This window comes from Nonomuraea thailandensis, assembly GCF_024172165.1.
Taxonomy (GTDB): Bacteria; Actinomycetota; Actinomycetes; order Streptosporangiales; family Streptosporangiaceae; genus Nonomuraea; species Nonomuraea thailandensis.
Window position 1 is genome coordinate 4,577,385 of sequence record NZ_JAMZEB010000002.1, and the last position, 20,547, is coordinate 4,597,931.

The window sequence follows — 20,547 nt, forward strand, 5'->3', positions numbered from 1 at the left end:
CACCCCGGTCCACCGTGGAGCCCGAGCAGACAGCACACCACGAGCAAGGAGCACCACCATGACCGTGAACCGTGAGATCCACCTGGCCGCCCGCCCCGTCGGCGAGCCCGGCGCGGACGACTTCACGCTGGTCACCACCGCGCTGCCCGACCTGGCCGAGGGCCAGGTCCTGGTGCGCAACACCTGGATGTCGGTCGATCCCTACATGCGTGAGCGGATGCACGACGCCGAGTCCTACCTGCCGCCGTTCCGGCTCGGCGCGCCCCTGGACGGCTCGGCGATCGGCGAGGTCGTGGCCTCGCGGGCGGCCGGGATCCCGGTGGGCACGGCCGTCGTGCACTTCCTGGGCTGGCGCGAGTACGCCGTCGTGGACGCCGAGGCCGCGACCGTCGCCGATCTCGGCCTGGCGCCCGCGCAGGCGTGGCTGGGCGTGCTGGGCACCACCGGGCTGACCGCCTACGCGGCGCTGACGCAGGTCGCGCCCGTACGGGAGGGCGACGTCGTCTTCGTCTCGGCGGCGGCCGGGGCGGTCGGCACCGTCGCCGGGCAGCTCGCCCGCAAGCTCGGCGCCTCCCGCGTGATCGGCTCGGCGGGCGGGCCGCTGAAGGCGAAGAAGCTCGTGCAGGACTTCGGCTACGACGCCGCGATCGACTACCGGGCCGGCTCGGTGGCCGGGCAACTGGCCTCGGCCGCTCCGGAGGGCATCGACGTCTACGTCGACCACGTCGGCGGCGACCACCTGGTGGCGGCCATCGACGCGCTGCGTCACGGCGGCAGGATCGCGATGGTGGGCGCGATCAGCTCCTACAACGCCACCGAGCCCGTCCCCGGCCCGGGCAACCTGTTCGCTCTGGCCGCCAAGGACGCCACGCTGCGCGGCATGCTGGTCAACTCCTACTTCCACCTCTTTCCCGAGTGGATCGCCAAGGCGGCCGGCTGGCTGGCGGACGGCTCCCTGCACACGGAGGTGACAGTCGCCGAGGGGATCGAGCGGGCGCCCGCCGCGTTCCTGGACATGATGCGCGGCGGCAACGTCGGGAAGATGCTGGTCAGGCTCTGACCTGTCCGGCAAGGCAAACTGTACCGGTCAGCCGGTACAGTTTGTTCATGCCACGACCCAGTTCGAAGGAACGACTGCTCGACGCCGCGGCCGAGGTCCTGCTGTCCGACGGGGCCGAAGCCCTCACTCTGGAAGCGGTGGCCCGGCGCGCGGGCGTGTCGAAGGGCGGCCTGTTCTACCACTTCCCCACCAAACAGGCCCTGGTCGCCGCCATGGTCGACCGGCTGACCGGAGCCTTCGACCAGGCCCTGGCCGCGACGGGCGCCGAGCCGGGCGACTTCCTGCGCGCCTACCTGAACGCGACGATCCCCGAACGTCACACCACGGCCAGGACTCCCGCCGACCGGGCGACCGCCGCCCTGCTGGCCGCGGTGCTCGTGGACCCGGCCGGGCTGGCGCCGCTGCGAGAACGATTCGCCGCCTGGCAGGCCAGGCTGGCCGACGACGGCATCGACCCTGCCGTGGCGACGGCGGTACGGCTGGCCATCGACGGCTGGTGGTCGGCCCGGCTCCTCGGGCTCGGCGAGCCGGACCCGGAGCTGCACGAACGGACCAGGCGTTACCTGATGGAGGAGATCGGCCGTGCTGCCCGTCACTAAGGTGCTGATGCTGATCACGGACGTGGCGTTCGTCGCCTACTTCACCGTCACGGGGCTGGGGCTGATCCCGCCCGAATGGGCGTTCAACGGCTACTCCGACCCGGTGATGGCCGACTGGAACTGGTCGTTCCTCTGGATCGACCTGGCCGCCAGCGCCACCGGGCTGGCCAGTTTGCACCTCCTGCGCCGGAGGTCGGCGTCGGGGCCGGGGCTGATGCTGATCTCGCTGGTGCTGACGATGGCGTCCGGCTTGATGGCGATCGCGTTCTGGACGTTGCGGGGCGACTTCTCGCCGGCCTGGTGGCTGCCGAACCTCTACCTCATGCTCTTCCCGATCCCCGCCATCGTCTGCCTCGCGCGGTCCCGGCCGGCGGGGATCCCGAGCGAGGCGTAGGACGCGACGCCGCCTCGTCCGTCGCGCCTCCCGGCCCACCCGTGACGAGCCGCGTCACCGCCGGCCTGCGCGACCGGTTCGTCGCCGGCCTCGGCCTCCTCCTGAACGGCCTGACGGCCACCGGGAGCTCATGACCGGAGCGGTCATCGCCCCCCGCCGGACGAACCAGGGAAGATTTCGGCGCGCATGTCGTGCCGGAGGCCCGGCCGATCGTCTCTGGGATAAGGAGCACCCCGGCGACCGGGCCGTTCGACGCGTTCCGGGGGAGGCCTTACGCCACGGTGGCCGGCCCGTACGGGAACGGCATCGGCCTGTACGCCCCGCCCACCACGACCTCAAGCAGGGAGAACGACGTGAGATACGTGATGATGTTCGTCGAGACCGAGGAGTTCGCCCAGAAGCTGGAGGCGATGGGCGAGCTGGAGCAGCAGGCCGCCTACGCGGCCGTGACGCGGTGGTTCGCCGACCACGCCGACCGGATCACCCATCACACGCACCTGGCTCCGGTGCACACCGCCACCACGGTGCGCCTGGGGCAGGGCGAGCCGGTCGTCACCGACGGGCCGTTCGTCGAGGGCAAGGAGGTGGTGAGCGGGTTCGCCGAGGTCGAGGTGGCCGATCTGGACGAGGCGCTGAAGATCGCCCGCTCGTGGCCGGCCTGCCCGGTCGTGGAGATCCGCCCCGTCGCCTGAGCCGGGAGCGGCCGGCCCGCGTGGCGGGCGAGCACGCGGGCCGGCCTCCGAACGCCACCGCGCCGTACGCGAAACCCTGATAGAAGCACACCCATGACGCATCCCGCCCTCGCCGACGGCCCGATCTACCTGGACTACAACGCCACCACCCCGGTCGATCCCGCCGTGGCGCAGGCGGCGCTCCCGTACCTGGGCTCGCATTTCGGCAACCCCTCCAGCGGCCACCACTACGCCCGCGCACCCCGCCAGGCCCTCGACCTGGCCCGCCGCCAGGTCGCCGGCCTGCTCGGCGCCTCCCCCGGCGAGATCGTCTTCACCGGCGGCGGCTCGGAGGCCGACACGCTCGCCGTGCGCGGAGCCGCGCTCGCCGTCCCGGACCCGGGTCGGCGCCAGGTCGTCAGCCTGGCCACCGAGCATCCCGCCGTGCTGGAGTCCTGCCGCGGCCTGCGCCGCGACGGCTTCACCGTCCGGCTGCTGCCGGTGGACCACCACGGCCGCGTACGCCCGGCGGACCTGCGGGAGGCGCTCGCCGAGCAGCCGACCGCGCTGGTGTCGATCGCCTGCGGCAACAGCGAGACCGGCACCCTGCAACCGATCACCGAGCTGGCCGCGCTCGCGCACGCCGCCGGGGCGCTGTTCCACACCGACGCCGCCCAGGCCTGCGGCAAGCTGCCCCTGGACGTGGCCGCCCTGGACGTGGACCTGCTGACCGTGGTCGGCCACAAGATGTACGCCCCCAAGGGCGTCGGCGCCCTGTACGTGCGCACCGGCACCCCGCTGCTGCCGATCATCCACGGCGGCGGCCAGGAGGGCGGCCTGCGCGCCGGCACGGAGAACGTCGCCTTCATCGCCGCGCTCGGCCACGCCGCCGAGCTCGCCTCCGGGGAGCTGCCCGGCAGCGCCGCCCGCCTGGCCGGGCTGCGCGACCTGCTGCACGGCGAGCTGGAGAGGCTGCTGCCGGGCCGCGTGCGGCTCAACGGCCATCCCGCCGAACGCCTGCCCGGCACGCTGAACGTCAGCATCGAGGGCGTCCGCGGGCGTGACCTGCTGGCCGCCGTGCCCGGGATCGCCGCCTCCACCGGGTCGGCCTGCCACGAAGGCATCGACCGCCCCTCCCCCGTGCTGACGGCGATGGGCCTGCCGGAACGGCGAGCGCTGTCCGCGCTGCGCCTGTCGCTCGGCCGGTGGAGCACCGAAGCCGAGGTGCTGCGCGCCGCCCGGCTCATCGCCCAGGCCGCCACTCCTTAGATGCTGCCGGCCGTCGCGCGCCCACCGCGAGCATGCCCGTCAACCGCGGGGCGCGTACATGATCACCAGTACGCCCAGCAGGCAGACCACCGCGCCGATCACGTCCCAGCGATCGGGACGGAAGCCGTCCACGACCATGCCCCAGGCCAGGGAGCCGGCGACGAAGACGCCTCCGTACGCGGCCAGGATGCGGCCGAAGTTCGCGTCCGGCTGCAGCGTGGCGACGAACCCGTACAGGCCCAGTGCGACGACCCCGGCGCCGATCCACAGCAGGCCGCGCTGTTCGCGCACGCCTTGCCAGACCAGCCACGCCCCGCCGATCTCGGCGAGCGCGGCCAGGGCGAACAACAGCAGGGAGCGGATGATCGTCATGACAGGTAGTACAGCGCATCCGCATGGCGAAGGACCTGGAGGGCTGGGCTTCACCAGGGCAGGAAGGCCGTGCCGAGGCCGAGCAGCGCGCTGATGCCCAGGATGCGCAGCATCGGCCACTTGAGCACGAACGTCATGAGCAGCGCGGCCGCGGTGATCCCCAGGGAGACGGGGTCGACCGTGCCGGCCTCGGGGACCTGCGCGGTGAACGGCCCCCACGACCAGGTGAAGGTTCCGCCGAACAGGGTGTGCTCGGCGAAGTACACCGCCAGGTTCGCGATGACGCCGACCACCGAGGCGGTGATGCCGGTGAGCGCCGCGCTGATGGCGGCGTTGTGCCGCAGCCTCTCGACGTAGGGGGCGCCGAGGAAGATGAACAGGAAGCACGGCACGAACGTCACCCACGTCGTCAGCAACGCCCCCAGCAGCGCACCGGCCCACGGCGCCAGGACACCGGGGTCGCGGTAGGCGCCGAGGAACGCGACGAACTGCACCACCATGATCAGCGGCCCGGGTGTGGTCTCGGCCAGGGCCAGGCCGCGGACCATCTCCCCCGGCGTCAGCCAGCCGTAGACCTCCACGGCCCGCTGGGCGACGAAGGCCAGCACCGCGTACGCGCCGCCGAAGGTGACCAGCGCGGTGCCGGAGAAGAACAGCCCCTGGGTGGTGAACACGCTGCCGGTGCCGAGGAAGAGCGCCACCGCGGCCACCGGCGCCCACCACACCACCAGCCCGATGGCCAGGATCCTGCCCGCCGAGCGCCGGCTCGGCCGCGCGTGGTGCAGGGCGTCGTCCGGGATCAGCGGCGCCGGCCCGCCGTCGCCGCCGTGCCCGTCGCCCGCCTTGAAGACGTGCGGGGCCAGCCGGTGCATCAGCCACCCGGCGAGGGCCGCGACGGCCACGACGATCGGGAACGGCACGCCGAACAGGGCCAGTGCGGTGAAGGCGGCCACGGCCAGAGCGACGAAGAAGGGGTGGGTGAGCGAGCGCTTGGCCACGCGGATGACGGCCTGGGCCACGATCGCGAGCACGGCCGGGGCGATGCCCGCGAACAGCGCGGTCACGACCGTGGTGTCCTGCCACAGGATGTAGACGGCCGAGAGGATCAGCAACGCCAGCATGCCGGGCAGCACGAACAGCGTCCCGGCCACCAGCCCGCCCCGGGTGCCGTTGAGCAGCCAGCCGACGTAGACGGCAAGTTGCTGGGCCTCCGGTCCTGGCAGCAGCATGCAGTAGTTGAGCGCGTGGTTGAAGCGCCCCTGGCCGATCCAGCGCTTCTCCTCCACCAGGGTGCGCTGCATGACGGCGATCTGCCCGGCCGGGCCGCCGAAGGTCTGCAGCGAGATCAGGAACCAGGCCCGCACGGCCTGCCGGAACGGGATCACGTCCTCGGACGTTCGGATCGTCATGGCGAGCCTTCCAGGGAGCGGACGGCGAGGTGGACCGCCGCGAGGCCGTACGCGAGGCCGCGCAGCGCCTGGGAGGTCCGCAGGCCGACCGCGCCCGTCACGCCGGCTCCCGCCCCAGCAGCAGGGCCCGCCGGTGGAACTCGTACAGGCCGTCGAAGACCGGCCCGGTGATCTCCAGCACGCGCTCGTCGTCGCAGATCATGGACAGCCCGCGCAGGATCACGTCCAGCCCGGGCGCCTCGGGCGCGTCGAAGCGCTCGTCGTCGATGTCGGCCTCGTGCACGATCTCGGCCAGCTTCCACAACACCGGGTCGTCCAGCTCGTACCGGCGCAGGATCGTCTCGAAGCTGCAGTCGCCGCCGTGATGCGACAACTCGGCGCCACGCATGTCGAACGGCGTCGCGTCCGCCGGCACCGCCGCGGGGTCGTCGACGAACACGAACTCCGGCTCCGGATCGAGGTGCCGCCGGATCAGCCAGGCACACGCCGCCCGGTCGATGTGCACGCCGGCACGCGTGGCCCACCTCATCGCACGACCTCGCCCGCGCCGATGCCGGAGCGAGCGTCGGAGCCGGAGCGAGCATCGAGGCCGGAGCGAGCATCGGGGCCGGTGGCGGCCAGCGCTCGCACCGCGCGCTGCGCGGCCTCACGCTCGGGCGGCGGGAAGTAGTCGCGCCGGCCGATCCTGCGCAGCTCGGCCTGCAGCCGCTTCACGACGCGGCCGCGCTCGCCGGGCCGGGCCTGCGCCGCCGCCCCGGCCTGCTCCAGCACCGCCCGGTACTCGGCCACCCGCGCGGAGCGCATCTCGGCGGCGATCGCCCTCTCCTGCGCGGCGCTGCCGGCCGCGGCCAGCCACACGGTGGAGCTGCCGCCCATCTCGCCGATCTCCTCGGCGATCCAGTCGATCTGCTCCCGGGTCCGGGCGTCGGCGGGCAGCGCGACCAGCCCGTCGCCCAGCCGCGCCACGCCCAGCCGGTCGAGCTTGCGCCAGATCGTGACCCGCAACGTCGACGGCTGGCGCGGGATCCGGTACGCCAGCAGCACCCACTGCCCCGCCATCCTGTCCTCCATGCGCAACCACAGTTACTGCAACCATGGTTACACAGGCCGTGCGAGGTATCCAGTCCGGCGTCCAGGCGGAATTTTGCGACGAAATGTCGTATCGTTTGCGACATAACGTCGCGTAAAGAGGTGCGGAGTGATGACGCGGGGAACCCAGCGGTTGATCGTCGTGACAGGAGCGTCCACGGGCATGGGCGCGTCAGCGGCCCGCGAGCTGGCTCGCCGGGGATTCCACGTCCTGGCGGGCGTGCGACGCGACCGTGACGCCGACTCCATGCGAGCGACCGGCGTCGAGCCGGTCATCCTCGACATCACCGAGCCCGAGCACGTGGCGGCGCTCGCCGCGCGGGTCGCCGGCGACCCGCGCGCGCTGCACGCGGTCGTCAACAACGCCGGCATCCAGGTGAACGCCCCGGTCGAGGCCCTGCCGATGACGCAGTGGCGGCGGGTGTTCGACGTCAACCTGTTCGGCCACGTCGCCGTCACCCAGGCGCTCCTGCCCGCGCTGCTGCGCAGCCGGGGACGCGTGGTCAACATCAGCTCGGTCGGCGGCAAGGCCGCCATGCCCACCTACGGCGCGTACGCCGGCGCGAAGTTCGCCCTGGAGGCGGTCAGCGACTCGCTGCGCCGGGAGGTCGGGCCGCTGGGCGTCCAGGTGGTCGTGGTCGAGCCCGGCGGCGTCCGGACGGAGATGGCCGCCCGCGGGATCGCCACGGCGAACCGGCTGGCCGCGCGCATGACACCGGAGCAGGACGAGCGTTACGGCAGTCTGGTGCGGGCGATCAACTCGCTGATGGACACCGGCACCTCGTCGGGCGTGAGCGCCGAGGCCGCCGCCCGGGTCATCGCCAAGGCGGTGACGGCCCGCAGGCCGCGCACCCGCTACACCGTCGGCCGGGACGCCGCCCTGATCACCCGCCTGACCCGGATCCTGCCCGACCGCACGCTCGACCGCGTCATCGCCGCCGGCCTGCGCCGCCACCACCCCGAGGCGGCCCACCGGGCCCTGTGACCGCTGAGCCGGATCTCGGGCGCCGGGCTCCCCCGTGAGGCGCACCGCCCGAGGACAGGAGAGGATGGGCGGATGCCGCGGATCCGGGGAGCCAGCATCGAGGAGCACCACGAGATGGTGTGGGACGACCTCGCCGAGGCCATGCGGCGGCTGCTGCCGGAGCGCGACTACGACTCGATCAACCTCGGCCACATCGCGGCCAGGGCCGGGCTCGCGCGCAACACGCTGTACAACTACGCCCGCGACAAGAGCGCCCTGGTCCTGGCGCTGACCGAGCGGGCGGGCCGGCCCGCGGTCGAGCGGGTGGCCGCGATCGCCGCCCGCTCCGCGGACCCGGCCGCGGAGCGGATGCGGGAGATCATCGTGGTGGTCCTGGAGGCGTTCAGGGACCCGATCATGCAGCTGATGTTCCGGCCGGGCTCCGAGCCGGCGGCCGCCGAGGCGCCGAAGGGGCCGGACAGCCCGTTCCACGCGATCGTGGTCGAGGTGGAGGACGTCGTCAGGGCCGGCATCGCGCGCGGCGAGTTCCACGACGCCGGCGACGTGCACCTCACGGTGGAGCTGCTGTCCGGTGTCATGCGCGCGGGCGCCGAACGCATCGGCCGCGACCCGGCCGCCTTCGCGGCCACGGTCCACGCGGCGCGGGAGATCGTCCTCGCGTCCCTGACCCGCCGTCCCGGGTGAGGGCCCGCCGGCGTACGGGCTCCGGCACGGGCCCGGTCGGCTCCGATCCACCTGGGCATATGATCGGCGGCATGGCGTTGCGACTGGTTCAGGTGAACATCAAGACCCGGGACGACTCGGCGCTCGGCCGGTTCTGGGCGGAGGCGCTCGGCTGGGGCGTCTCCAGCGAGGGGCCCGGCGTGACCAACCTCGAGCCCCCGGGCTTCGCCTGGCCCGACCCCGACGCCTTCTACATCGATCTCGTCGCCGTCCCCGACCCGGAAACGGTGAAGTACCGCGTGCACCTCGACCTCGCCACCACCTCCGCCGCCCATCAGGCGGAGCTGGTCGCGCGCCTGAAGGAGCTCGGTGCGACGCCCGCCGACGTGGGCCAGGGCGACGTCCCGTGGACGGTCCTGGCCGACCCGGAGGGCAACGTGTTCTGCGTGCTGGAGCCTCGGCCCGGCCACCGGGACACGGGGCCGGTCGCCGCGGTGGTGGTCGACTGCGCCGACCCGCGGGCCATGGCCCGGTTCTGGGACGAGGCGCTCGACTGGACCCTGCACGAGGTCACCGACGATCACGCCGTTCTGCGCTCGGCCAAGGGGGCCGGCCCGTACCTCGAGTTCCTTCGCACGCCCGGCACGCGGACCTGGTGGAACCGCATCCATCTCGACCTGCTGCCGGACCCCGTCGAGGACCAGGCCGCGGAGGTGGCCCGGCTGCGGGCCCTCGGCGCGAAGCCCGCCGACGTCGGCCAGGGCGACGTTTCGTGGAAGGTGCTGGCCGACCCGGAGGGCAACGAGTTCTGCGTCCTCGGGCGCGGCTGACGCGGAGCCGCGGGCCCGGCCGATCGATCACGCGGCCCGGCACGCTCCGAGGTCGTGCCCCGCACCCCCTAAGATCCCGCTCTATGATCATGCGTTTATCCGCGGGGGCGGCCATGGGCCTGGCCCTTCTCTCCGCCCCTGCGCTCGCCGAGCCGGTCAAGGGCGCTCCTGACCTGACCCACAACGCCCTCTACAAGGCGGCCAAGCTGCCCAAGGTCGCCTGCAAGCTGAACAAGGGCACGAGCACCGCCTCCACCAAGAAGTACGTCACCACCCTCGTCGGCTGCCTGAACAAGGCGTGGAAGCCGGCCATCAAGGGCTTCGTCGCGGTCAAGGTGGAGTTTAAGGACGCCGACGACAAGGAGTCCTGCTCCACCGGCATGGACGTCAGCGGCTCCTTCTCCGAGATCTGCGCCACGCGGATCCGCGTCCGGCTGGCCGACGACTGGGTCAAGGCCAGGAACGACGTGGCCGTGTTCACGTCCATCGTCAGGACGTGGGGCGGGGTGGTGACCGGGCAGACCGGCATCGGGAAGGCGTGGTGGGCGCTGGAGAACGACGCCTCCGAAGCCGTCATGAACGAGCACAACCGCCGCTACTACCTGCAGATCGACTGCTTCTCCGGTGTGTCGGCCAAGGCGGTCGGGCGTCAGGTCAAGGACTGGAAGCCGGTCGTCAAGGTGCCGGAGTTCTGGAAGAACAGGTTCCACGGCAAGACCGCGAACCGCCTCTACTGGCTGGATAAGGGATACAAGTCGGGCAAGCCGGGCGCTTGCAACACCTGGACGGCGAGCTCGTCCCGGGTCGCCTGAACCGGGCGGCCCGAACGGCCGGCCGGAGCGATCCGGCCGGCCGCGAGGCCAGGGCTGACGAGCCGGGGGATCAGCGCATCGCGCTCGTGGCGCGTTCGATCTTCTCGCTCGGGTACGGCGTCGTCCTGCTGGTGCCGTACAGGTCCCAGTAGAAGTCGTTCATGGCCGCCGCCACGGGCGCGTACCGGCGGATCACCGCGGCGGCGGCCGGCGGAGCCCCGGCGGGGTCCGCGCCGTCCGCGCACGCACGGATGTAGGCGTTGCGCCGCCCCTGTCTGCCGTCCGATGACATCGGCACTCCGCAGACGTTGGTGACGAGCCAGTTCACCAGCCGCATCAGCGCGTACCCGAGGTCGTGGGTCCGGTTGCGCTCCAGGAAGCCGATCTCCTGCTCGGACAGGTCGAACCGGGAGGAGGTCGCCAGCCCGAGGTCGGCGATGTACAGGCGCTCACCGTCGGTGAGGATGTTGCCGAAGTGGCCGTCGAAGTGGATCAACCCCTGACCGTTCATGAAGGCCACGTCGGTGAGCAGGCACGACTCGACCATGGCGCACGCGGCCGTCACAGCGTCCTGGCCGGCGGTGGATCGGGCGGCGAGCCAGTCGTCGAGGGTGTAGGGGATGAACTCCTGGAACAGCACGATGCCGGCCGAGGCGCGGGCAAGGGCGTGCAGCCGGTCCCGTACGGCCGGGGATCCGCCCCAGTACCGCACGGCCGCCTCGACGTCGGCGTGCTCCTCGGTGGGTGGCGGCGCTCCTGGCAGCACCCGCCAGTGGTACAGCAGCGGAAAGGCCGCACTGCGCCCGGCCAGGACCCAGTTGGTGGTCATGACGCCGGCCGCGAGTTCACGCCAGGCGCCGAAGCCCGGCGTGCCGATGGCGGCGAGCCCGTACTGGCAGAACGGAGGCAGCCCGAACAGGTTCGCGGTGGACATCACGTTGCCCGCGCGGCGTTCCAGGTCGGTCAGCGGGATTCGCTTGGCGAAGACCGGCACGCCGTCGATGTCCAGCAGGACCGAGGTGCCGCCGATCCCCGAGCCCAGAAGCTGCGCCCGCTCCAGCGACTCGCCGAGCCGGCGGTCGCTGTGCAACGCCAGCGCGCTCGCGACCTCGCCGTATCTGCTGACACGCCCACCGTGGGACATGTCCAGGCGTGTGTCTCGCGGTCCCAACGGCAGGCACCCCCGTGATCGACTTCGCGTGGTAGACGCTACACCGCGCTGGACGCGGTGTTCGGACGGGTCGATGCCGTCGAGATGACAGAGCGATCTGCGGCGCGCCAGAATGCGGGGCCGGCCAGCGTCTACCGCAACTGGAGGATCTCCCATGCGCCGACCCCTCGGGTTACTCACCGCAGCCGCCGCCCTGGCCACCATGGCCGCCATGGCCACGCCGGTCAGTACCGCGCACGCGGTCACGGCGCCCGCATCCGGCGCCGCCAGGGTGGGAACGGCGCAGGAGAACATGGTCGTGCGGCTGGTCAACGCCCGGCGGGCGAAGAAGGGCTGCCGGGCGCTCAAGCACCACCGGCAGCTCCACCGGGCCGCCCGCGGACACTCGGCCGACATGGCGGAGCACAACTACGTCTCGAGCACCTCCCGCGACGGCCGATCCTTCGTGGACCGCATCAAGGAGGCCGGCTACACCGGCGGCACCAGGTGGGCGGAGAACCTCGCCAAGGGCCAGCGCACCCCGGCCGCGGTCGTGCAGTCCTGGATGAACGCCTCCGGGACCAAGGCCACCATCTTGGACTGCAGGCTGACCTTCATCGGGGTCGGAGCGGCCGAGGAATCCGGCGGGGCGATCTACTGGACCTCGGACTTCGCCGCCGAGTAACCCGGCGTGAGAAATCCGAGGCGGTCACCCGGGCTCGGGTGCCCGCCCGCCTTGATCTTGACGGGACGGCGTCGTGCTCCGTGACTAGACTGCCGCCATGACCACGGAGTCGTCCCCTCTCACCATCGCTCAGCTCGCCGAGCTGGCCGGAGTCTCCACCGCGACGGTCTCCAAGGTCGTGAACGGCCGCTCCGAGGTCTCCTCAGAAACCCGCGCCGCCGTGGAGGAGCTCATCCGCCGGCACGGCTACCGCCGCCAGCGCCGCCGCTCCACGCCGACGACCCTGGTGGAGCTCGTCTTCCACGCGCTGGAGGGCGACTACCCCGTCGAGATCACCAAAGGCGTGGCGGACGTCGCGCGCCGGCACGACCTCACGGTGGGCATCTCGGACCTGCGCCATGACCACACCGCGGCGGACGCCTGGCTGGAGGGGGTGCTGCGGCGCCGCCCGAGCGGCGTGATCGCGGTGTTCTCCGGCCTGACCGAGACCCAGCACGAGCAGCTCGCCCGGCGCGAGATCCCGCTCGTCCTGCTGGATCCGGCCGACGCTCCCGCGCGCAACATCCCGTCGGTCGGCGCGGGCAACTGGAACGGCGGCCTCATCGCCACCCGCCACCTCCTGGAGCTCGGGCACCGCCGCATCGCCATCATCACCGGCCCCGACGCCGCGCTGTCGAGCCGGGCCCGCCTCGACGGTCACCGGACCGCCCTCGACATGGCCGGCGTGCCCGCCGACCCGGAGCTGATCGGCCGGGGCGACTTTCTCATCGAGGGCGGCCTGGCCGAAGCGCACCGCCTGCTGCGCCTGCCCGACCGGCCGACCGCGATCTTCGCCACGAACGACGGCCAGGCCATCGGCGTCTATCACGCGGCCCACCAGCTCGGCCTGCGCATCCCGGACGATCTCAGCGTCATCGGCTTCGACGACATGCCGTCGGTGCGGTGGACCATCCCGCCGCTGACCACCATCCGCCAGCCTCTCACCGAGATGGCCGCCGCTGCCACCTCGATGGTGCTGACGCTGGCCCAGGGCGAGCCGCTGCCGCAGAGCCGCGTCGAACTGGCCACCGAACTCGTCGTACGCGAGAGCACCGCGCCTCCCAGGCACCCGCCCGCCTGAGCACCCGGACGGCGGGGATCCCTCGCGGTGAGCAGGGCCTCGGCCTCCAGGCGGGCGACGTGCTGGCCGACGCGCCGGTGCAGGCCCATGCCGAATCCGACGTGGCCCGGAGGGGTCGCGGGACAGGTCGAAGGCGTACGGGTCGTGCCAGCGGCGCGGGTCGTGGTTGGCCGCGCCGAGGAACATGGGGATCTTCCTGCCTCCGGGGATGGCGGTGCCGCCGATGGCGACGTCGCGGTCGGCGGTGCGGAAGAAGGTCTGCACCGGGGACTGCCGGCGCACCGCCTCGTCGAAGTCGACCCGGACCAGGCCGGGCCGCTCGCGCAGGCGCCGCCACTGGGCCGGGTGGGTGGCGAAGGCGTACAGGGCGGCGGCCGGGCCGCGCTGCCGCTGGCCACCACCGTCCGGCTGGTGGACGAGCTGACCCGGCACGGGCTGCCGGCCCGCGACGAGCAGCGCCGCGTGCGCATCGGCACCCGCATGTGGGAGCCGGCCCAGCGTGCCTCGCCGGTGCGCACGCTGCGCGAGACCGCCATGCAGTTCATGGGCGACCTGCACCACGTGGTCGGGCCCTCTCTCCGTGCCCGTCCGGGTGGCCGGGCACGTGGTGGCCGGGCTCGGCCTGGTGGTGCCCGACGACGAGCACGCCTGGGCCCTGATCCGCGTCGCTGCAGCTCACCGGCCTGGCCCTTGAGCGGGCCCTCGGCCCGCGGCCGGGACGGCTCGACGCCGATCCGGAGCCGGATGGCTGACGCCGCACGGGATTGTCGGTGTGACGATCTATCGTCCCGGCCATGACTTCAGCGACGCAGGCGTACACGTACGCCGCGCCCTCCTCCCTCATCGACGGTCGTCTCGGCTTGGCGACCTCCGGCGGCCGGGCCCTGTCCGGCCCCGCCGTGGCCCCCCGGTTCTTCAGCGGCGTGGTGACCCGGGCGGCCCCCGCCGCGGCGGCCCTGCTCGGCGTCGCCGATGTGGCGCTGGCCCGCTACCACCAGCCGCAGGCGCGGCCCGGCTGGGTGCGGGACCCGGTGGTGACGTGCAACGGTGACCGGTTGCGGTTCGAGTCGTTCTCGGCCTGCGGCGGCGTGTACGCCCGGCTCGACCTGCTGAGCGGCGCGCTCGACGGCGAGGTGTTCGACCGGGGCACCACCAACGTCGATGTGAACGCGCCGCTGCGGGAGGCGCTGGTGCGCATCGGCCCGCGTGATCCGCTGCACCTGGGGGTGGGCCTCGACGAGCTGGTCGTGACCACGATGGACGGCGCGGTGGTGGAGAAGAAGGTGCCGCTGCCCGAGCGCTGGTTACGCGGGTTCGCCGAGGTGCAGGTCATCGCCTCGGGCATGGACCAGCGCGGTGAGCTGACCGGCATGGCGGCGGTGCGGTTCCTGCGCGGGCTGCCCAGGAAGGGCACGGTGTGGGTGGCGCAGGCCGGGCGGGAGCTGAGGGTCAGCGACCGCCCGGTTCCCGGCGCCGTCCAGCTCGCCGGCCCCAACCGGCTCGGCACCCTCCTGCCGCTGCTGCGCTTCGCGAAGTCCCTGCGCATGTACGGCCCGGCCGACGCCGCCTCCAGCGCGTGGGAGCTGGAGCTGCCGGGCATGCGCTACACGCTCACCCTCTCGCCCGAGCGCTGGCGCGGCTTCTCCGGCGAGGGCGCGGTGCTCGACGACCTGGCCACCGACGAGGCCGAGAACGACGCCGACGTGGTGGGCATGCTGCTCAACTTCGAGCCCGAGGTCGAGATCGGCCTGCTGGCCGACCGGGCGGGCATCTCCGCCGGCCGGGTGCGGGCCGCGCTGACGCAGCTCGGCGTCGCCGGCCGGGTCGGCTACGACCTGTCGGAGGCCGCCCACTTCCACCGCGAGCTGCCCTACGACAAGGACAACGTGATCCTGCTCAACCCGCGCCTGGCCAAGGCGCGCAAGCTCGTCGAAGCGGGCGCCGTGCGCCTCGAAGGCGAGCTGGCCACCGTCCGCACCGCGGGCGGCGCGCGCCGGGTCTCGCTGACCGACGGCTCCTGCACCTGCGAGTGGTGGTGGGACCATCGCGGCTCCCGGGGGCCGTGCAAGCACGTGCTGGCCGCCCGGATCGTCGCCCGCGCCGCCGTGGAGGTCTCCCGATGACGCTCTGGGCGCAGATCCGCGACCTGGTCACCCGTAACCAGGTCACCCCGCTGGCCGACCGGCTGGTCAAGCTCACCGAGGAGGAGCGCGCCGAGCTGGGCGGGCGGTTGCCCGGCCTGGTCAAGGAGCTGCGCCGGGCCCGCACCGAGCAGGCGCGGGCCGAGTACCCCGACGACTTCGAGGAGCTGGCCTCATGGGAGGTCGGCGACATGCTCGACGAGCTGGCCGGCGCGCTGCTGCTGGCCGGTGCCGGCGTCATCACCGGCCCTGCGGCCGCCGTGACGTGGATGACCAGCCGCGACGTCAACCGCCGCTGGGCCGAGGCGCCCGACGTCGCCCAGGTGTGCCGGGTGGCGGCCACCCGCCCCCTGGAGTGGCGTCGCGAGGTCGCGGTCCGGCTGGCCCAGCGGGTGCGCCGTCCCGCCGACCGCATCGCGCCGCTGGCCGTGGCGCTGCTGCGCGAGTCCGGCGCCGTGCCGCCCGACCACGATCCGCTGGTGGCCGCATGGCTCGCCGAGCCGGGCGTGCCCGCCTGGCTGTCCACCCCGGGCATGGCCGGTGATCCGCTGACTCCCGTGCTGCTGCCCCGGATCTTCACCGCCGACGGCGCGGGCCGCGCCCTGCGTGACGAGCGGCTGGAGCCCCGGCCGACCCGCTGGCTGGCCGCCGCCCGCGAGCTGCCCAGGGAGCAGGTGCTCGACGGTTGCGTGAGCCGTTTCCTGCGCGGCGGCGAGGCGCAGGACCTGCGTTTCTTCGTCCGGCTGCACACGCTGCTCGACCCCACGCCCGCCGAGTCGGCTCCCCGCCTGCGCGACTACCTGCGGCTGTTGCCGTCGGCTCCGGGCACGGTCGCCGAGCTGGCCGCCGGGCAGGTGCGCAAGGCGATGCCGCTCGGCCACGCCGACCTGGTGGAGGCGGTCGAGGCGCTCACCTTCCGCGACGAGGCCAAGCTCGCCGCCACGGGCCTGCGCTGGCTCGACCAGGCGATCCGGGCCACTCCCGGGGCCGCCGCCGATTTCGTGACCGCGCTGACCACGGCGTACGCGCACAAGTCCTTCGACGTGCGCAACCGCGCGGTCGAGCTGACCCTGAAGCACGCCGGCCTGTTCGCCGGCGACGCCGAGGCGATCCTGGACGGCGCCGGCCACCTGCCCGCCGACCTGGGCGCGAGGCTGGCCGAGCGGTTCGGCGGGGAGGCCCCGGCCGAGGAGCTGCCGGAGCGGAAGGAGTTCCCGCCACTGCCCGAGGTGCCGCAGGCGCGGCGGTTCCCCGAGCCGTCGATCTTCCCGGGTCATCACGAGGGCTGGGTCGGCCAGGAGCGCTGGCTGGCGGCCTTCGTCGCCGGGATCGCGGGCGACCGGGCGGGGCTGTGCCGCGAACTCGGGCCCCACGTCGAGCAGGACCAGGGCTACTGGCGCTCCGCGGAAGCGTACCTCCACCCCGGCGGCTGGCAGTCGGCGCTGGCCGCCGAGCTCGTCACCCCCGGCAGCGTGCCGGAGGTGCCGCCGATCGGGCCGGAGAAGTTCTGGGACGGCGCGAACTACTCCGTCAGCGTGCGCACGCTCATCCGCGGCGAGGAGCCCCGCCCGGAGCCGTCGCGCCGGCAGATCGCGATCGGCAGCTTCGGCTTCCACCGGGCCGGCCGCTTTCTCGACGACGACACCCCGATGCGGGTCTTCTCCATCACCTGGACCAGCGACGACGGCCCGGACGGAGCGGTGGCCCACGAGGGCGACCAGCCGATCCCCTTCGCCAAAGGCCGCATCCACCTGTACGGTCCCCCCGCCGACGTCGTGGAGGACGAGGGGTTCTGGCCGGACCGCCCTCATCCGGTGCGGTCGAAGCCCGGTGTCCTGTACGACGACTCCGAGGAGGCCATGCCGTTCTTCATCCTCGACGACGCCTACGAGCGCATGGCCGAGCTCGGCGTGGACCCCGGCAGGATCGCGGCCATGCGGGCGGGAGAGCAGGTGCCCCCGCCGGGCCCGGACGAGCCGCTCGTGCGGGTGGTCGTCGACTTCATCCCGCCCCGGCTGCGCTCCTACCTGCCCGAGCCGCTGCCCGAGCACGAGGAGTGGCGGCGGCGCAACCGGCTGCCCCACGCCAACGGCGTCGCCCCGCCGCACGACTTCCTGCTGCACCGCTACGCGGAGCTCGCCGAAGCGCTCCGCACCGGCGCCCTGCCACCGGTGCTGCTGGCCACGCCCACCTGGACGAGCGGCCACCTCGACCCCGGCGTGCTGGTCGACCGGCTGGAGACCTGCGCCGCCGCCGGCGTGGAGCCGCTCCAGGCCGACCTGGCTCAGGCGCTGCTGCGGTTGCCCCGGGGCACCCACCAGGCGGAGGCCGGCCGGGCCGCCGGGATCGGCTCGGAGGCGGCGCGCTCGGCCGCCCGCTGGCTCGCCGGCGGCGGCCTGGCCGACCCGGAGTGCGGCCACGTGTGGCAGCACATGGCCGGCGCGTCCATGGCCGACTTCGGCGACGGCGAGCCGGAACACTTCACCGGGGTCAGGCTGCAGCCCGTGCTGCGGGTGACGGCCCCGACCGGCCATCGGCTGATCGACGAGGTGCTGCTGCGCGAGCCGTACAGCTGGAAGGCCGACGAGTCCGGCGGCCTGCTGGGCACCTGGCCCGCCATGCTGCCCTCGCACCGCGAGGTCGCAGCCGTCAACTTCCTGCCCTTCCTGCTGTACGGCCGCTGGGACTGGGGGGTGGCCCCGGCCGACCTCACCGGCCTGGAGATCGCCCAGGGGCCGCTGGGCGAGGCCACGGCGGTGATCGTCGCCTTCTTCCTGGCCGACAGCACGCGGGGCCTGATCCCGCTGGTCCTGCGCATGGCCGCCAGGGGCGAGCTGCCCGCCGAGGCGATCGGCCGGCAGCTCGCGCTGGTGCTGCGCCGCACCTGGAAGGAGACCCGCCCCGCCATCGCGGCCCTGACGGAGCTGGCCGAGGCCGGCGGCCACCACGAGGTGTGGCGCATCCTGCGCGCCCTGCTGCCCGAGCTGCTCCCCGGCGCGGGACGGCGCACCACCGTGACGCACGCCGAGCTCGTCGCCTTCGCCGCCGGGGTGGCGCGCTGGACCGGCGCGCGCGGGGAGATCCCGGTCGTCGCGCAGTTCGCGCGCAGCCGCCGGACGACCCGTTTCGTGCACGAGTGCAAGCGCCTGCACGCCCAGCTCACCGGAGCCCCGTCGTGACCCGCTCGCGCCGTGACGCCGGTTCGTCAGCCGGCCAGGGCGAAGCCGGCCGCCGCCTCCGCGTGGATCCGGGCGCTCGGCAGCACCGGGACGGAGGTGTCCTTGTCGCTGATCAGCAGCTCGATCTCCGTGCAGCCGAGGATGACGCCTTCCGCGCCGTCGTCCGCGAGGCCGGCGACGATCCGGGCGTACGCGTCCCTGGACGGCTCCCTGAGCACCCCGCGCACCAGCTCGTCGAAGATCACGTGGTGGACCAGCTCCCGCTGCTCGCGGCGCGGGACGACCACGTCGAGGCCGTGGGCGGCCAGCCGGTCGCGGTAGAAGGGCTGCTCCATGGTGAACCGGGTGCCCAGCAGGCCGACCTTGCGCATGCCCCTGGCGCGGACCTCCGCGCCCACGGCGTCGGCGATGTGCAGCACGGGCACGCTCGTGGCGCGCGCCACGTCGTCGCTGACGCGGCTGAAGGTGTTGCTGCAGACGAGCAGGACGTCGGCGCCCAGGTCCTCCAGCTTCCTGCCCGCGTCGGTCAGCAGCGTGCTCACCTCGTCCCAGCGGCCGGCGAAGACGAGGTTCTCGACGGTCGTGTAGTCGATCGACCAGATGAGGCTGTTGGCGGAATGGCTGCCGCCGAGCCGCTCGCGTACCCGCTGGTTGATGATCTGGTAGTAGATCACCGTCGATTCCCAGCTCAATCCGCCGATGAGGCCGATGGCGCGCATGAAACTCCGTTTCGATAGTCGGTGACAGCGATCGCCCCGTCAGAGGGCGGCCAGGGCGCGGGCGCAGGCGCCGAGCCCGATCTCGCTGGAGGCCTTGACGAACACCACGTCTCCCGGCTCGATCAGCTCGGTGGCCAGCGTGACGGCGCCGGCCACGTCCTCGACGGGGTGGACGGCCACGCCCCGCGCGGCCCGCGCCATGGCGAGCGGATCCCCGGCTCCGACGGTGATCAGCACGTCGAAGCCGAGATCGGCCACCAGCCGGCCGATCTCCGTGTGCCTGGCGCGGGAGGCTTCGGCCTGCTGTCCCATCGCACCGAGCACGGCGACCGTACGGCGGCCGCCGGCCAGGGCCTTCGCCGCCCGCAGCCCGGCCCGCATGGACTCGGGGCTGGCGTTGTAGGCGTCGTTGACGACGGTGACGCCGTCACGTCGTTCGACGATCTCCAGGCGGCCCGCCGAGCGCCGCCGCGCGGCGTTCAGCCCCTCGGCGATCTCGGCGGCGCCCAGGCCGAGCGCGGTGGCGGCGGCGGCCGCGGCCAGGGCGTTGCTCACCTGGTGCTCGCCCATGAGGCCGAGCTCGACCGGGGCGCGGCCGGAGGGCGTCACCAGCTCGAACACGGGTCGCGCGCGGGCGTCCATCCGCACGTCCTCGGCTCTGACCGTCGCCTCCGGCGACCTGCCGTACAGCAGGATCGCGGCCCTGGTGCGGCCGGCCATGCCCATCACGTACGGGTCGTCGGCGTTGAGCAGCGCGAACCCGTCCGCTCCCAGCGCCTCGACCAGCTCGCCCTTGGCCTCGGCCACGTCGGCCGGCCCGCCGCCCATCCGCTCCGCGTGCGCGCTGCCGACGTTGAGCACCAGCCCGACCCGGGGCGGCGCGATGCCGGTCAGGTAGGTCAGGTCGCCCTTCCTGCTCGCGCCCATCTCCAGCACCAGGTAGCGGGTGGTCGCGTCGGCACGCAGCACGGTGAGCGGCAGCCCGAGCTCGTTGTTGAACGACCTGTCGGTGGCGACCGTCGGGCCGTGCCGTTCGAGCACCTGGGCCAGCAGGTCCTTGGTCGTGGTCTTGCCCACGGAGCCGGTCAGGCCGATCACGGCCGGGGTGATCCGCCCGAGCGCGTGCCCGGCCAGCAGGCCGAGCGCGGTCTGGACGTCCTCGACCACGAGGGCGGGCACGCCGACGGGCCTCGACGCCAGCACGGCGACGGCGCCGGACGCGACCGCGACCGCCGCGTAGTCGTGGCCGTCCACGTTGGCGCCGGCCGTCGCCGCGAACAGGCCGCCGGGGACCACCTCGCGCGAGTCGACCGCGGAGGGCGCCGTCACCGGCGCCGTCGGGTCCGGCGCGTCGTGCAGGCCGGCGCCGAGCAGCCGCGCGATCTCCTGCAGCGTCATGG

Annotated in this window: 20 protein-coding genes and 1 pseudogene; 13 read left to right on the forward strand and 8 right to left on the reverse strand. The window is 73.4% G+C overall.

Annotation, left to right across the window (positions count from 1 at the left end):
- The first annotated feature begins 58 nt into the window (after positions 1-58).
- The 5 genes from HD597_RS24560 to HD597_RS24580 all read left to right on the forward strand — a co-directional run bounded on the left by HD597_RS24560 (position 59) and on the right by HD597_RS24580 (position 3,993).
- On the forward strand, positions 59-1,060 hold the full coding sequence (locus HD597_RS24560) for an NADP-dependent oxidoreductase (protein ID WP_253745053.1): 1,002 nt from the start codon (positions 59-61) through the stop codon (positions 1,058-1,060).
- Positions 1,061-1,107: 47 nt separating this feature from the next.
- On the forward strand, positions 1,108-1,659 hold the full coding sequence (locus HD597_RS24565) for a TetR/AcrR family transcriptional regulator (protein ID WP_253745054.1): 552 nt from the start codon (positions 1,108-1,110) through the stop codon (positions 1,657-1,659).
- A complete protein-coding gene (locus tag HD597_RS24570; RefSeq protein ID WP_253745055.1) occupies positions 1,643-2,053 on the forward strand; it encodes a DUF5360 family protein in 411 nt (136 codons plus the stop codon). Before HD597_RS24565 ends, HD597_RS24570 begins: the two co-directional genes overlap by 17 nt.
- Before the next feature lie 353 nt (positions 2,054-2,406).
- The gene (locus tag HD597_RS24575) at positions 2,407-2,745 is read left to right on the forward strand and encodes a YciI family protein (protein WP_253745056.1); all 339 of its coding nucleotides are present in this window, start codon (positions 2,407-2,409) and stop codon (positions 2,743-2,745) included.
- A 93-nt stretch (positions 2,746-2,838) separates the two neighbouring features.
- Positions 2,839-3,993 (forward strand): cysteine desulfurase family protein, encoded by a 1,155-nt coding sequence (locus tag HD597_RS24580; protein WP_253745057.1) that lies wholly within the window; start codon positions 2,839-2,841, stop codon positions 3,991-3,993.
- Between the two features lie 39 nt (positions 3,994-4,032).
- Here the strand turns inward: HD597_RS24580 and HD597_RS24585 are convergent, their stop codons facing one another.
- From HD597_RS24585 to HD597_RS24600, 4 genes are all read right to left on the reverse strand, one after another.
- A complete protein-coding gene (locus HD597_RS24585; protein WP_253745058.1) occupies positions 4,033-4,365 on the reverse strand; it encodes a YnfA family protein in 333 nt (110 codons plus the stop codon).
- A 50-nt stretch (positions 4,366-4,415) separates the two neighbouring features.
- Entirely contained in the window at positions 4,416-5,774 is a 1,359-nt protein-coding gene (gene chrA, locus HD597_RS24590; protein ID WP_253745059.1) for a chromate efflux transporter, read from the reverse strand.
- A gap of 97 nt (positions 5,775-5,871) precedes the next feature.
- Positions 5,872-6,303, reverse strand: a complete 432-nt coding sequence (locus HD597_RS24595; RefSeq protein ID WP_253745060.1) for a chromate resistance protein ChrB domain-containing protein — start codon at positions 6,301-6,303, stop codon at positions 5,872-5,874.
- Positions 6,300-6,845, reverse strand: a complete 546-nt coding sequence (locus HD597_RS24600) for a Chromate resistance protein ChrB (RefSeq protein ID WP_253745061.1) — start codon at positions 6,843-6,845, stop codon at positions 6,300-6,302. Before HD597_RS24600 ends, HD597_RS24595 begins: the two co-directional genes overlap by 4 nt.
- 130 nt (positions 6,846-6,975) lie before the next feature.
- Here HD597_RS24600 and HD597_RS24605 point away from each other — a divergent pair, with 130 nt between their 5' ends.
- The 4 genes from HD597_RS24605 (at position 6,976) to HD597_RS24620 (ending at position 10,153) form a co-directional block, all read left to right on the forward strand.
- The gene (locus HD597_RS24605; protein ID WP_253745062.1) at positions 6,976-7,848 is read left to right on the forward strand and encodes an SDR family oxidoreductase; all 873 of its coding nucleotides are present in this window, start codon (positions 6,976-6,978) and stop codon (positions 7,846-7,848) included.
- 72 nt (positions 7,849-7,920) lie between these two features.
- Positions 7,921-8,532 (forward strand): TetR/AcrR family transcriptional regulator, encoded by a 612-nt coding sequence (locus HD597_RS24610; protein ID WP_253745063.1) that lies wholly within the window; start codon positions 7,921-7,923, stop codon positions 8,530-8,532.
- A 71-nt stretch (positions 8,533-8,603) separates the two neighbouring features.
- Positions 8,604-9,341, forward strand: a complete 738-nt coding sequence (locus HD597_RS24615; RefSeq protein WP_253745064.1) for a VOC family protein — start codon at positions 8,604-8,606, stop codon at positions 9,339-9,341.
- An 83-nt stretch (positions 9,342-9,424) separates the two neighbouring features.
- Entirely contained in the window at positions 9,425-10,153 is a 729-nt protein-coding gene (locus HD597_RS24620; RefSeq protein ID WP_253745065.1) for a neutral zinc metallopeptidase, read from the forward strand.
- Positions 10,154-10,223: 70 nt separating this feature from the next.
- Here HD597_RS24620 and HD597_RS24625 read toward each other — a convergent pair whose 3' ends face one another.
- Positions 10,224-11,297, reverse strand: a complete 1,074-nt coding sequence (locus HD597_RS24625) for a protein kinase family protein (protein ID WP_253745066.1) — start codon at positions 11,295-11,297, stop codon at positions 10,224-10,226.
- A 181-nt stretch (positions 11,298-11,478) separates the two neighbouring features.
- Here HD597_RS24625 and HD597_RS24630 point away from each other — a divergent pair, with 181 nt between their 5' ends.
- Together HD597_RS24630 and HD597_RS24635 are read left to right on the forward strand one after the other, a co-directional pair.
- The gene (locus tag HD597_RS24630; protein ID WP_253745067.1) at positions 11,479-11,988 is read left to right on the forward strand and encodes a CAP domain-containing protein; all 510 of its coding nucleotides are present in this window, start codon (positions 11,479-11,481) and stop codon (positions 11,986-11,988) included.
- 97 nt (positions 11,989-12,085) lie between these two features.
- The gene (locus HD597_RS24635; RefSeq protein WP_253745068.1) at positions 12,086-13,108 is read left to right on the forward strand and encodes a LacI family DNA-binding transcriptional regulator; all 1,023 of its coding nucleotides are present in this window, start codon (positions 12,086-12,088) and stop codon (positions 13,106-13,108) included.
- 177 nt (positions 13,109-13,285) lie between these two features.
- Here the strand turns inward: HD597_RS24635 and HD597_RS65935 are convergent.
- A pseudogene (locus HD597_RS65935) lies at positions 13,286-13,669 on the reverse strand (hypothetical protein); the annotation flags it as partial.
- Positions 13,670-13,902: 233 nt separating this feature from the next.
- On the opposite strand from HD597_RS65935, the gene HD597_RS24645 reads away from it, so the two are divergent.
- On the forward strand, positions 13,903-15,231 hold the full coding sequence (locus HD597_RS24645; RefSeq protein WP_253745069.1) for an SWIM zinc finger family protein: 1,329 nt from the start codon (positions 13,903-13,905) through the stop codon (positions 15,229-15,231).
- Positions 15,228-18,428, forward strand: coding sequence for a hypothetical protein (locus HD597_RS24650; protein ID WP_253745070.1), 3,201 nt, complete (start codon positions 15,228-15,230; stop codon positions 18,426-18,428). The genes HD597_RS24645 and HD597_RS24650 overlap by 4 nt, the downstream gene beginning before the upstream one ends.
- 26 nt (positions 18,429-18,454) lie before the next feature.
- Here the strand turns inward: HD597_RS24650 and HD597_RS24655 are convergent, their stop codons facing one another.
- Together HD597_RS24655 and HD597_RS24660 are read right to left on the reverse strand one after the other, a co-directional pair.
- Positions 18,455-19,147 carry an aspartate/glutamate racemase family protein gene (locus HD597_RS24655; RefSeq protein WP_253745071.1) on the reverse strand — a complete coding sequence of 231 codons (693 nt, stop codon included), beginning with the start codon at positions 19,145-19,147 and terminating at the stop codon, positions 18,455-18,457.
- Between the two features lie 39 nt (positions 19,148-19,186).
- Entirely contained in the window at positions 19,187-20,545 is a 1,359-nt protein-coding gene (locus HD597_RS24660; protein WP_253759465.1) for a UDP-N-acetylmuramoyl-tripeptide--D-alanyl-D-alanine ligase, read from the reverse strand.
- Positions 20,546-20,547 lie beyond the last annotated feature (2 nt).